The organism is Aquimarina sp. TRL1, from assembly GCF_013365535.1.
In the GTDB taxonomy this organism is placed as follows: Bacteria; Bacteroidota; Bacteroidia; order Flavobacteriales; family Flavobacteriaceae; genus Aquimarina; species Aquimarina hainanensis.
This window is the reverse complement of record NZ_CP053590.1, coordinates 3,062,051-3,076,100: the sequence shown is the minus strand read 5'-3', so window position 1 is coordinate 3,076,100 and position 14,050 is coordinate 3,062,051. Positions and strand designations below refer to the sequence as shown.

Sequence of the window (14,050 nt, the reverse complement as noted above, 5' to 3'; positions counted from 1 at the left end):
CAAAAACACACAAATCACTAATTACCAACAACTTACTTTTTTAACCTTAAAAAAAATGTTAAAAAAAGGGGTTTTGATGTAACGGACTTTACGCATAATCGTCATATCCTATATAAATGTCTGATCAACATTTCTAAAAAGCTATGAATTTGCATTATGCAATACATAGTACAATGCATAACAAAACATCAATCAAAATACACGAACAAATGAAAGCAATCAATCAAAATGTTTTCCTGTTTTTGTTTTCTCTTTTTAGTCTGGTAGTTTTTGCCCAACCTAAAAACGAAGCAATATTAGGAACTGTAAAAGGAACAGTAATCGATAGTAATTTAAAACAACCTATCCCCTACGCTACTATTGTAGTAAACGATAGTTCAAAAAAAATAATCAGTGGAGGTATTACAACTGAAGGAGGAACCTTCGTTATAGCAGATATCCCAAAAGGTACATACACACTACAAGTACAATTTATTGGCTACACTACCTATACTCAGGAGATACAAATTACAAAACAAAACAGTCACCTCAACCTTGGAACGATTCTGTTAAAAGAGCAGGTAGAATCTCTGGATGATGTTACTATTGTAGCAGAACGAACTACTATTGAGCAAAAAATAGATAGAAAAGTAATCAATGTAGGGAAAGATCTAACCACGACAGGAGGAAGTGCTGCAGAAATAATGAATAACATTCCATCTGTCAATGTAGATCAGGATGGTAATATCGCTCTTAGAGGAAATGAAAATGTACGAATTCTTATTGATGGGAAGCCAACCAATATAAGTGCTTCTCAATTATTAAAACAGATTCCATCATCTTCTATCAAAAAAATAGAGCTAATCACTAACCCATCGGCAAAATACAATCCCGAGGGAATGAGTGGAATTATCAATATCGTTCTACACAAAAACAGTAATATTGGTTTTAACGGGAATATTAATATGGGATTAAAAGTTCGAAAAAATGCCCGTTTTAACAGTAACATTGATTTGAATTATCGATCTGGTAAAATCAACGTATATGGTAGTTATGGAGCAAATGCATCCAAGAGTAAGAATTACGGGTTTGTTTACAAGGAAAATGACAACACACGACAAGATTTCTTAATTAATGATAACAACAAGTCTCACTTGCTTAAAGTAGGAGTTGATTATTACATCAATGATAAAAACACCTTATCCGTATATACAAATCAAAATATATATGATGGAAAAACGAATGTAGATACAGAAATTAACTTCTTGTCTGCTCCAGAAAACAATATTGCTCAAATCCTACGAAATAATGGAGATAATACAAGTGCTAGTTATAACCTGGATTTCAAACACGATTTTGAAAAAGAAGGACATAATATCGAATTAGAAATAGATTATAATGATTATGAAGGAGAATCGAATGACGCCTTTAGTTTTAACAATAGAGGGGGGTATGTAGATACTATTGATAATGACCGACAAAATACTACAATCAATCTGGATTATGTCAACCCTTTATCTGAAACAACAAAACTAGAGTTAGGATACGAAGCGAGAATAAGAAGAACGGATAACCAATACGCTTCTACTTTTTTTCCAAGCTCCAAATATGAGTATGACAGAAATATTCATTTCTTATATGCTACGTATGGCAGCACATTCGAGAAATGGGCGTATCAGATTGGGGCTCGTGTAGAGAGCTATGAGGTAGAAGCAACTCTCAATGAGAATAAAGTATTCGAAGATGATTATATTACGGTATACCCTTCTGCTTTTATTTCCTATACTCCGGGAGAAAAAAACAGTTATCAAATCAGCTATAGCAGACGTGTGGACAGACCAGGGTTAAATCAAGTAAACCCAATTCGAGAATGGAGCACTCCAAGAATTACTTCTTTAGGAAACCCTTCATTAGATCCTCAATTCACGAATTCCATTGAAGCAAATTACACAAGAAGACTCAATAAAGGTTCCATCACAGGAGGAGTATTCTACAGATTGGTAAATGATGAAATTAGTCAAACATTAATAAAAAACCCTGAAGTAGAAGATGGACAAATTCTAACATTTGCTAATTTTGACAATAACAGCGCCTATGGTATAGAATTATCCTCAAACTATAGACCTGCAAAATGGTGGAACTTTAATGCCAGCTTCGATTTGTATAGCCAAACCCAAAAAGGAATCGTTGATGGAAAACAAAAAGAAGTAGATGCAGCCATATATAGTATCAGAATGAATAATAATTTCAAGGTATCAAAAGATTTAACATTTCAATTATTTGGTTTTTATCGCGGAGATCAGGAGGGAATACAATTCAAAACAAAACCTTTTTACTTTGTAAATGCAGGAGCCAGATATAATATTATGAAAGGAAAAGGAACTCTTAGTTTCAATTACAACGATGTATTTAACACCATGAGATTCAGATTTGAAGGAGAAGACCCTTATCGACAAAACGGAGCTTTTAAAGCTGAAACACAAACAATCTTTGTCGGAATGTCGTATCGATTTGGAGGTGGTAAAAACAGAAAAGTATCTAGAAAACGTAGAGATGACAATGAAAAATCAGGAGGAGGATTATTATAATTTTTCAAAAAAGTGATGTACTTTTGTAACACTTCGCATTTTCATCCGTCTTTATCCAAAGTTCCTTACATTTTGTTAGACAAAGTATATTCTTTGGATAGATATTAATCTGAATTAAAGACAAGAAGGTATATTTATACAATTGTATAAAATTCCTCTCTTAGTTCTAAGTCAAAAAATAGTTTTTCAATAATATTATATAGTCTTTATCTGTAAAAATATTAGTTATTGTTTCTGAATTAGCCTTTAGAGAAAATATACTTTTCAAAAGATAAAGACATACGAGAAGCCCCTATTTGGGGCTTCTTTTTTTTAGTCTATAATTCTATTATATCATTCAGAATACCTCGCTGTTTACCTACATCAATTTTTTTTCAAAAAAATTCAATTAAATTCTGCTTTTTTTGCAACATCTGATCCTGGGCATCGTATATATAAATGAATTGTTTGTTGTATAAATTCTGAATTAGCCTTTAGAATTATTCTTATGGATAAAAATATGCGAAGCCTTTAAAAAAGGGCTTCGCCGGACCGAAAGAAGATACTTTCCCTTTACCTAAAACACTCGCTATCAACCACCCTTTTGAGAACCTATTTTTTTTTAACAAAAAAAATAAAATTACTTGTAATGTTTTGCGTTTTTATACGTCTACTATACAACTTCAGGTTACGATTTATTTGAATTAACCGTTTATTAATAATGAATAATCTGGAACCTATATATAAAAATCGCGATGCTTAATTGCATCGCGATTTATCATTTCTATTCTAGTCTTGTTTTTTTATTCTACCATTTTATAATAGCACTTCCCCATGTAAATCCACTACCAAATGCTGCCAGTACCACTGTGTCTCCTTCTTTTATCTTTCCTTCTTCCCAGGCTTCTGTCAGAGCAATCGGGATAGAAGCAGCAGTTGTATTACCATATTTCTGAATATTATTGTAGACCTGATCATCCGACAACTGAAACTTTTTCTGCACAAATTGAGAAATCCTCAAGTTAGCTTGATGAGGAATTAACATATCAATATCAGAACTAGATAAGTTATTTGCTTGCAACCCTTCATTAATCACCTCTGAAAAACGAACTACTGCATTTTTAAACACAAATTGTCCATTCATATAAGGATAATATGGGATTTCCTCTTGCGGGTTTTCTTCGATCAATTCAGGTACCCATCTTTCTGTACTGGGACCGATCAGCGATAACTCTTTGGCATGTGCTCCTTCACTATGCAAGTGTGTCGATAACACTCCTCTCCCTGCATCTTCACTTCTTGTTAGAACAGCCGCACCTGCTCCATCTCCAAAAATAACCGAAACAGACCGACCTCTAGTGGTCATATCCAGTCCACCACTATGATTTTCACTACCAATAATAAGGATGTTTTTATACATTCCGGTCTTTATAAATTGATCCCCAACAGAAATAGCATAAACAAAACCACTACACTGATTACGAATATCCAATGCTGGAATTGTTTTCATCCCCATCATCTCCTGAACCTGCACTCCTCCCCCTGGAAAATACATATCAGGACTTAAGGTTGCAAAAATAATCATATCAATATCCCCTGGTGTTAGTTTCGCCCGTTCCAAAGCAATCTTCGCAGCTTTAACCCCCATCTTAGCCGTACTATTACCATCCCCTTTTTTAATATGACGTCTTTCTTTTATCCCTGTGCGCTCCTGAATCCACTCGTCATTCGTATCCATTAATTGAGATAAATCATCATTGGTTACAATATTTTCCGGAACATAGCTTCCTAATCCTGATATTCTTGAAGTATACATATATTTTCTTAAGTATTATTTTTCTAAAAACTACTGGCAATTCTTACATCATTTGCAAAAAATGACATCACAATATAGATATTCTTACTAGTTTGATAAAAAAAAGAGAATGTATTTTATATGCACGCATAGCAACTGAAAGATTTACAAATCATTAGCTATTTTCTCTTCTGTTTTTTAAAAACCACTCCCTATACCTCCTCTTAAAAAAATGTAAAACTGTCGCAATTACAAAAATCAGATGTCAGTTTGGCAGCAAATCAGTAATGGTATTTTTTTTGTCGTAAAAGAGTTTCAAATAGAAATTGACAATAATATAAAACCGTATAAAATGGCAACAGGGAATATTAATGTATCTGTAGAGAATATTTTTCCTTTAATTAAAAAGTTCTTGTATTCTGATCATGAGATCTTCTTAAGAGAATTAATCTCAAATGCAACTGATGCAACATTAAAACTTAAACACCTAACCAATATTGGTGAAGCTAAAATAGAATATGGAAATCCTATAATCGAAATAAAAATTGACAAGGATAAAAAACAGCTTCATATCATAGATCAGGGGCTTGGAATGACCGCTGAAGAGGTTGAAAAATATATCAATCAGGTTGCTTTTTCGGGAGCTGAAGAATTCTTGGAAAAATATAAAGATAGTGCGAAAGATTCCGGGATAATAGGTCATTTTGGTCTTGGTTTTTATTCTGCTTTTATGGTTGCAGATAAAGTAGAGATTATCACCAAGTCATATAAAGATGAACCCGCAGCTCATTGGACGTGTGATGGTTCTCCCTCTTACACATTGGAATCACATTCCAAATCAGAAAGAGGAACAGAGATTATACTACATATCAATGAAGAAGAAACTGAATTTTTAGAAGATTCTAAAATCAGTGAATTACTGGTTAAGTACAATAAGTTTATGCCTGTTCCTATCAAATTTGGAACAAAAACAGAAACATTGCCTAAACCAGAAGGGGCAAAAGAAGAAGATCCAGCTCCGACGCAAGAAGTTGACAACATCATCAACAATCCAAATCCAGCCTGGACCAAACAGCCTAGTGAATTAAAAGAAGAAGATTATAAAGGTTTTTACAGAGAATTGTACCCAATGCAATTCGAAGAACCTCTTTTTAACATTCACTTAAATGTTGATTACCCTTTTAATCTTACAGGTATCTTGTATTTCCCTAAACTGGGACAGGATATGAATATGCAGAAAGATCGTATTCAATTATACCAAAACCAAGTATTTGTTACGGATAATGTAGAAGGAATTGTTCCTGAATTTCTTACAATGCTAAGAGGAGTTATTGACTCTCCTGATATCCCGTTAAATGTTTCTCGTTCTTACCTTCAGGCAGATGGAGCTGTAAAGAAAATATCCAGCTATATCACCCGTAAGGTGGCCGACAAACTAAATTCTTTATTCAAAAACGACAGAGAAGATTTCCAGCAAAAATGGAATGATATAAAAGTAGTGATAGAATATGGAATGTTGTCTGAAGATAAGTTTTTTGAAAAAGCAGACAAGTTTGCATTATATCCAACTGTAGACGACACCTATTTTACATTTGAAGAACTACGAGAAAAGATAAAAGACAACCAGACAGATAAAGATGACAAATTAGTAATCCTTTATGCCTCTAATAAAGACGAGCAACACGCTTATATAAACACCGCTAAGGAAAAAGGATACGAAGTTCTTTTATTAGACTCTCCAATTGTATCACACCTGATACAAAAACTGGAAACCAGCAAAGAGAATGTCACTTTTGCACGTGTAGATGCTGATCATATTAACAATCTGATCAAGAAAGATGAGGAAACTATTTCTAAACTCACAGATGAAGAAAAAGAAACACTAAAAGGAGATTTAGAAAAAGTTATTCCATCTGATAAATACACCGTACAATTAGAGGCAATGGACAGCAATGCTTCTCCTTTTATGATTACTCAGCCGGAATTTATGAGACGTATGAAAGAAATGCAGCAAACCGGTGGTGGTGGAATGAACATGTTTGGTAATATGCCAGAAATGTACAACCTGGTTGTCAATACAAACCATGATCTAGTCGGAGAAATCTTTAATACCAAAACAGATAAAAAGAAAGAACGTTTAATCAAGCAGTCGCTAGACCTTGCTAAACTTTCTCAGAATTTATTAAAAGGAGAAGAATTAACAGAGTTTATAAAAAGAAGCTTTGATATGATCAAATAATCTTTATTTGTACTAACTTTTTTAAACCACCTTAATAAACAAGGTGGTTTTTTTATGCTTTTTTTTTGAAAACTCACTGTAAGATTTATCTAACTTTACCTACCTATTACACAAACAAAATTATAACACATGAAATATTTATGGATTTTTATTACACTACTAATATTAAGTAGTTGTAATCAAAATAAAAAAGAACAATCATTACCAGACACAACAAATAAAACAACTGTCGATCAAAAAGAGATTGAATCGGATAAAGGTATTGGTGATGGTGCTTTGTCGCTAGGAGAACAACTTATAAACGATGTAGAAAAGGCACATCATAAAAATACTTTTTTAACTCATAAAGCAGTTAGTTTTGATATTGCAGTTCGATTCGGAGGAAAAGTACGAATGGATGCTACTATAACTATGGCTACGAACTCCTCTAAAATTAAAATCCAAAATAAAAACGGAAGTACACATTTATATACTAATGACAGTATCTACATACATCCCGAAAATACTCCTAAGCAAGGAGTACGTTTTGGTATGTTTACATGGACCTATTTTTTTGCCTTCCCATATAAATTAAGCGACCCGGGAACCCTATGGGAATTTCAGCAAGACCGTCAGCTGAATGATACAATTTATCAAACATCAAAACTGACCTTTAAAAAGGGAACAGGAGACGCTCCCGATGACTGGTATATCACCTTTATACATCCTGAAAACAAAAAGATACAAGCAGCTTCTTATATAGTCACTTATGGTAATAATGGAGATATTTCCAAAGCAGAAGCAGATCCCCACCTGATAAAATACGAACAGTATAAAGAAATAAATGGGGTTCCATTTGCTACTCAGTGGGGTTTCTATGGCTGGTCTGAAAAAGAAGGATTGAAAGAAAAACTGGGAGATGCTTCCATATCAAATATCCGGTTTATAGAAGATGATAACTCCTTATTCACTCCTCATCCTGATGCCATCCCTTTACAATAAACAGCCTCGGGGTATTACACCCTGACGATGCCAATAAATTTAAAGCCACTCCACAAGAGTGGCTTTATTATTTTATAAACTGGAATATTGCTAAATACAGCTCCCTTTTATATTCGTTCTTTATGAAACACCTCATACACTAAAGTAGAAATAGTTTTTATCAAAAAACGCCTTCTTTACTATCAAAAGAAGGCGTGTAAACCAATAAAAAACCAACGTATGAAAGGAAACATGGGTTTGCAGCTACCTCTTTGCAAACCCATGAACATAATGCATTCTCCTCCTTATATTCTTTGTTTACCCCTACAAGGTCATGAACATATCCCTTGTATAATCCATTGAATTAAGGTTGTAATGATTCTTAAACAACAGTCCTACAGAAATTATCAAAAACATTAATTGTATTAAAGCAATATTTTCAACTCCCGTCTCCAATAAAAAAATCATAAAAAAAGCATGCAATAAAACTGCGAATATTAGAACATTTCTAGTAAAAAAACCTAGAATCAAAAACAAACCAAAACCGAATTGTATAAATGGTATTAAAGAAACAAATGCTTCGACAAAACCAAGTCCGAATACATTTGACACCCTGAAACTTTTTTCCATTAGCTCCAAAAAGGCTGTATATTTAATAACATTATAAATTCCATGAAAAACTAACAGTACACCAAACAAAACTCTTATTATAGTATACAAGTAAACTCTGATTTTCAAAAAGTAACGTTCTAAAATTTCGCGGTGCAAATGTCTATACTTATTTCTGGTATTTTCTTGTATAATTACGCATATAACTTGTACAAAAAAAGGGAATACCATAATTCTCTAAAATCCTAATTTTATTTTCAAAAAACAGCTAAAAAATCCCCTATTTCTTTTTGAATAATTTTGTACATTTGAAAGTTAAGCAACTGATAATGAACCGATACACATTACACGAAACCTTTGTAGTCCAACAATATTCCAGTGACGAATGGGAAGGAGAACCACATAAACATAATTACTTTGAAATTATATTTATAGAAAGTGGCAGTGGACACCACATCATTAATGGAACAAAAATTAACTACAAAAAAAACAACATTTTCCTTCTTGCCCCGGAAGACACTCATCATTTTGAAGTAGATCGACATTCTCGTTTTACTTATTTCAAATTCACAGAACTACTCTTCTCCTGCAAAATAAACTTACCCGACAGAAAATACTGGCTAAAACGAATCGAACAGTTACTGCATCAACCCAATATCATTCCAGGAGATGTGATTTCTCATGAAGAAGACAGAAGAGTCATCTGGGATATTCACAATCTGGTAATTAAAGAATTCAAAGAAGAAAAGATCTATTATCAGGAAATCATATCCAACGCAATCAGTACTATCCTTAGTATCATCGTTCGTAATATCTCTGAAAAATATAACTCCAATCAAAGAGATATTAATGTAGGTGATAACAAAATTGATCAAATTTTGAGTCATATACGCCAAAACGTGTACGATAACGATCTTACAAAAATTAATTATCTGGCGGATCTTTTTAATATGTCTCAAAGCTCTATCAGTACATATTTCAAAAGAAAAACAGGAGAATCAATTCATCAGTATGTAACCAAATACAAGATGAAACTAGTAGAACACAGACTCCAACACACTGATTTCACGATTGCTGAAATAGCATATCAGCTAGGATATACCGATGAAAGTCATTTGACCAAAACCTTCAAAAAACACTTCTCTATGTCTCCTAAGCAATACCGAAAAGAAATTATAGAACTCGAGTAATATTACTGAAAAATCTCGTTTAATATTTTTGCCAGCCGAATCCCTCCTTTTTGTAATTGCATCCTAACAATAGGAAAATAATCATACATATATCGGTAACTTAGTTTTTCCCCTACAGATGCAGAAGCATATACTTTTTTAGCCAAAGCTCTCGATTCATGTACCCAATCTAAAATTGTCCCTGCTTCTATCTCCTCTAATTCCCTTTTAGATAGACGATCTGCTGTAATAGAAAGTTCTGTATAACTCATTCCATAATAATCCAACATATCACTATCCCATACTCTATGTAAATTAGTCCCGGTAGTAAACCAACGTACCTGAATATCATTTCCTCCTTTATCTTCAGCTCTCCCTACATGTAATGGCTGATGCAAATCTCCTACAAAGTGCACCAACATTTTTAAGTAGAATTGCTTCTCTTTCCTAGGAACATCCGCATCTTTTAATTTACTGGAACATATCTCAATTGCCTGTATCAGATCTCCAAATTCACTGGGGGTTTCTTCTCCGTAATTTTTATCAAACGGAAAATTCACATAATGCCATGGGCCATACTTTCTATATTCCTGATCACTTTTTATATCATCTGCATAATTCGAGACATATGCCAAAGATTGCCCTTCTAATAATGCCTTTATCTTTCGCTTTGTTTTTCTTTTTAGATACGCCTCTGCAATTTCCCCTGTAGCTCGATGCCCTGTTTTCCCCCAGTCATTTGCTACTCCTTGAAACACAAAAAATAATACAAATAGCATAGTAGCTGTAAAAGATGATCGCTTCATAAATATAAGTTTGAGCAAATATAGAAAAAGCACTGTTAGAGCCTTGTTAAATTTTTATCATTTCCTCTCCCTGATCAACAAGAAAAACCAACGCTTACACAATAAAAAAACATTAAAACTATTTTATAGAGTAATCATCTTATTTTTTATATTGCTAGATAAGAGAATGTATAGTCACCAAACAATAAATTTTTACCCCACCAATGATTAAAACCGTTTTATTTTATATAAAAATCGTATCTGTAGCATCGCTATTTATTTCACCCTTATGCACTCACGCACAAGAAAACGAAAAAGAATTTAACTCTGCATATGTAAAAATCGATGATTTTATAGAAGGAACACTTGTCGCTCCATATGCTGATAAAGAAGTTCCTCTTGTTATCTTTATCATGGATGCAGGTTCCATTAACCGGGATGGAAATGACAGAATGTCTAAAAACAATACGTTTAAAAATTTGTCATATGAATTAGCAAAAAAGGGAATTGCAACCTTTCGATATGACAAAAGGCTCTTTAAAATGACACATTTAGGGATTAAGGAAAACGAAGTCTCGTTTGATGATTATATATCAGATGCCAAATCTGTTGTTACTTTTTTCTCTCAGAACGACAAATACACTAAAATTATCATTCTGGGGCATGGACAAGGTTCCCTGGTTGGTATGATCGCCGCACAAGAAAATACGGATGCCTTTATTTCTGTCGGAGGAAATGGGCAATCTATTGATCAAATCATAATCGAACAAATAGGGAAACAAGCTCCCGGATTAAGCAAAAATGTGATTCAGGCTTTTGATGAACTAAAAAAAACAGGAAGAGCCACTTCCTATGACCCCGCTTTAGAATCAATTTTTAAATTAGACTTACAACCTTTTATAAAGTCATGGATGAAATATACTCCTACAGAAGAAATCTCCAAACTCACCATTCCTATCCTAATAATACAGGGAGATAGAGATATTCATGTAGAACCCTCTGAATCATATAAATTAAGAGATGCTGTTCCTAATGCTAAATATGTTATTTTTGAAAAAATGAATCACATTTTAAAAGAGATCAATGGTAATCGGTTAGAAAATCAAAAATCATTTGATGAAGAATGGAGGGAAATCATGCCGACCGTTATCGATACAATCTCTGATTTTGTGAATCAATAACCTCTTTTTAGTACTAATAAAAAATCAAACAATAATGCCAGATCGCATTGTATTCTCTGATATAGACGGAACACTCCTAAACAAAGAAAGAGAATTATCAGAAGCTACTATTACCGAAATAAAAAGAATAAAAGATAACATTCCTGTTGTATTAATATCTTCTAGAATGCCTAGTGCTATGACACACTTACAGGAAGAATTAGGCATTACTAATCAACCCCTTATATGTTATAACGGAGGACTTGTTATTATCAATAATCAAATCGTTCATTCTACTACCATTCCTGTTAATGCGCTGGAGAAAATAAACCATTTCAACAAGACATTGAATAACAATGTACACCTCAGTCTCTACAACAATGATTCCTGGTACGTTCCTGCTATGGATTTCTGGGCGAATCGAGAAGCTAATAATACTAAAGTAACTCCTGTTGTAAAATCTACTCAAGAAGTTATTACCGAATGGACACAATCCAATCTGGGGGCTCATAAAATAATGTGCATGGGAGAAGAGTCATATATTGATAAAATGTATGATTTTCTTCAAAATAACTTCGGAGATTCACTACATTTATATAGATCAAAACCAACGTATATTGAGATTGCTCATAAAACAATTTCTAAACTAACGGCGATTAAACTATTACTAAATTCTCATTTTAACATCCCGTTATCTGACGCTATTGCTTTTGGAGACAATTACAATGATATAGAAATGATAGAAGCGGTTGGAACCGGTGTAGCAGTCGCAAATGCTAAAAAAGAAACCTTAGCTATTGCCAACGAAGTTACATTATCCGGGAAAGAAGATGGTGTGGCAGTATTTATTAAAAAAAACATCCTATAAACTGTGTTAAAACAAATCAAACTCATTAGAAATACTATTTACCTATGTACCCTGAGCATCTGCCTTTATAACTGTAAAACCTCTATAGAACCCGTAAAAATAGATACAACTCCTATTGCTGTATCTCTTGATTTGGTAAATGTTATTAATGACAAAGTAAAGGTAGAAGTAAAAACAGCGAATATTACTTCTGACACCATTAGTTATTTTCTCCCTAAAATAGTACCGGGAACCTATCAAAACAACAATTATGGCAAGTTTATAGATAACTTCGAAGCATTTGACGCTAATGGAAACCCTCTTCTTGTTCAAAAGTTTGGAGACAATAGATGGAAAATAAACAATGCTCAACAACTAAAAAAAATCACTTATTGGGTTAATGACACATTTGATACTGAAGACACACATGATATCTTTTCCCCCACCGGATCTAATATCAAAAGAGATAAAAACTTCGTATTAAACCTCTATGCTTTTGTAGGATACTTCAGAGGGATGAAAGAAAAAAAATACAATTTATTCATTAAACACCCCCTTGCATTAGAAGCATCTACGTCTCTCTCCAAGGTAATACTTGATGAATCAAATCAGAACCTGAGATATGAGGTCGATCTATTCTCATTCAAGAGGTATGCTGAGGTGGCAGATTCTCCTATTATGTATTCAATACCTAACAAAGTTATCTTCTCTGTCAATGGCATTGAGGTTTTGTTAAGTGTATACTCCCCCAGTGGGACCTATAGAGCTGCACAACTAATGCCGGAAATGGAACGAATGATTCGAGCCCAAAAAAACTTTTTAGGGACTATTAATTCTACAAAAAAATATAGTGTATTACTATACTTGGCTTCATCAAAACAACAAGACGCTGAAGGATTTGGTGCTTTGGAACACAACACTTCCACCGTAGTAGTTCTCCCTGAATCAATCCCCCTTAAGACCTTAAACGAATCTCTTAAAAATATTGTATCTCATGAGTTTTTTCATATCATTACACCACTAAGTATTCACTCTGAAGAAATTCATAATTTTAATTACAACAACCCCAAAATGTCCCGTCATCTATGGCTATATGAAGGAACTACTGAATACTTTTCTGTATTATTCCAGATCAATCAGGGATTAATTTCTAAAGAGGAATTTTTTGAGCAAATTCTGGAAAAAACAAATACTGCAAAATTATATGACGATCATATTCCTTTTACAAAGATGAGTCAAAACATTCTTAAAGAACCTTATCATAGTAATTACCGAAATGTATATGAAAAAGGGGCACTTATTTCCATGTGTATTGATCTTATCATACGAGAGAAAACCGAAGGAGCCCTAGGACTTATTGATCTTGTCCAGGAACTATCGCAAGAGTTTGGTAATGACACTCCTTTTGAGGATGACAAACTGTTCGAAATTATCAAGAAATTAGAATATCCTGAAGTTAGTAGCTTTCTCGAAAAATATGTTGAAACCAATACACCAATTCCATACGACTACTTCCTGAATAAAGCAGGAATTACATACGGAACTACCAAAACAGCTGCTTCTTATTTTATATATGAACAGGAGCCCTACATCAAAGGAGAAGAAACGACTAATGAAGTCGTCTTTACACAAGATTGCTCTCATAATAATTTCCTGAGAAAAATAGGCATTAAAGGAGGAGATGTACTCTTAGCTATTAATGATAAGAAATATAGCTTAAAAAACATATATGATCTCTTTAGTGATTCTAAAAAATGGAAAAACGGGCAGGATATTACTTTTGTTATTAAAAGGAATAATGAAATAATCACCTTAGAATCTATTGTCACACCGCCTTCTATCGAAAAAGCTACAATAAAAGCAATCTCTAACCCAACTGAAAAACAAATTAAGGTTTTAAAAGGATGGATCAATGAGTAACTAATTAGTAATCTGAAGGA

The 14,050-nt window shown here is 33.3% G+C and carries 10 protein-coding genes; 7 read left to right on the top strand and 3 right to left on the bottom strand.

Going from position 1 to position 14,050, the window contains the following annotated elements; genetic code table 11:
- Positions 1-209 precede the first annotated feature (209 nt).
- Complete coding sequence (locus tag HN014_RS12370; RefSeq protein ID WP_176029174.1) at positions 210-2,567, top strand: TonB-dependent receptor; 2,358 nt, start codon at positions 210-212, stop codon at positions 2,565-2,567.
- A gap of 787 nt (positions 2,568-3,354) precedes the next feature.
- Here HN014_RS12370 and HN014_RS12365 read toward each other — a convergent pair.
- A complete protein-coding gene (locus tag HN014_RS12365; protein WP_176029173.1) occupies positions 3,355-4,362 on the bottom strand; it encodes a 3-oxoacyl-ACP synthase III family protein in 1,008 nt (335 codons plus the stop codon).
- Positions 4,363-4,693: 331 nt separating this feature from the next.
- On the opposite strand from HN014_RS12365, the gene htpG reads away from it, so the two are divergent.
- Positions 4,694-6,580 (top strand): molecular chaperone HtpG, encoded by a 1,887-nt coding sequence (gene htpG, locus HN014_RS12360; protein ID WP_176031104.1) that lies wholly within the window; start codon positions 4,694-4,696, stop codon positions 6,578-6,580.
- 129 nt (positions 6,581-6,709) lie between these two features.
- On the top strand, positions 6,710-7,561 hold the full coding sequence (locus HN014_RS12355; protein WP_176029172.1) for a DUF6503 family protein: 852 nt from the start codon (positions 6,710-6,712) through the stop codon (positions 7,559-7,561).
- A 303-nt stretch (positions 7,562-7,864) separates the two neighbouring features.
- Here the strand turns inward: HN014_RS12355 and HN014_RS22800 are convergent, their stop codons facing one another.
- On the bottom strand, positions 7,865-8,380 hold the full coding sequence (locus HN014_RS22800; RefSeq protein WP_368660057.1) for a DoxX family protein: 516 nt from the start codon (positions 8,378-8,380) through the stop codon (positions 7,865-7,867).
- A gap of 98 nt (positions 8,381-8,478) precedes the next feature.
- Between HN014_RS22800 and HN014_RS12345 the strand changes: the two genes are divergently transcribed.
- Positions 8,479-9,339, top strand: coding sequence for an AraC family transcriptional regulator (locus HN014_RS12345; RefSeq protein ID WP_176029170.1), 861 nt, complete (start codon positions 8,479-8,481; stop codon positions 9,337-9,339).
- A gap of 2 nt (positions 9,340-9,341) precedes the next feature.
- Here the strand turns inward: HN014_RS12345 and HN014_RS12340 are convergent, their stop codons facing one another.
- Positions 9,342-10,124, bottom strand: a complete 783-nt coding sequence (locus tag HN014_RS12340; protein WP_176029169.1) for a S1/P1 nuclease — start codon at positions 10,122-10,124, stop codon at positions 9,342-9,344.
- 203 nt (positions 10,125-10,327) lie between these two features.
- Between HN014_RS12340 and HN014_RS12335 the strand changes: the two genes are divergently transcribed.
- The 3 genes from HN014_RS12335 to HN014_RS12325 are packed head-to-tail and all read left to right on the top strand — an operon-like array spanning position 10,328 to position 14,030.
- Positions 10,328-11,284 carry an alpha/beta hydrolase gene (locus HN014_RS12335; protein ID WP_176029168.1) on the top strand — a complete coding sequence of 319 codons (957 nt, stop codon included), beginning with the start codon at positions 10,328-10,330 and terminating at the stop codon, positions 11,282-11,284.
- A 34-nt stretch (positions 11,285-11,318) separates the two neighbouring features.
- Positions 11,319-12,131 carry a Cof-type HAD-IIB family hydrolase gene (locus HN014_RS12330; RefSeq protein WP_176029167.1) on the top strand — a complete coding sequence of 271 codons (813 nt, stop codon included), beginning with the start codon at positions 11,319-11,321 and terminating at the stop codon, positions 12,129-12,131.
- 3 nt (positions 12,132-12,134) lie between these two features.
- Positions 12,135-14,030, top strand: a complete 1,896-nt coding sequence (locus HN014_RS12325) for a peptidase M61 (RefSeq protein ID WP_176029166.1) — start codon at positions 12,135-12,137, stop codon at positions 14,028-14,030.
- Positions 14,031-14,050: the final 20 nt, after the last annotated feature.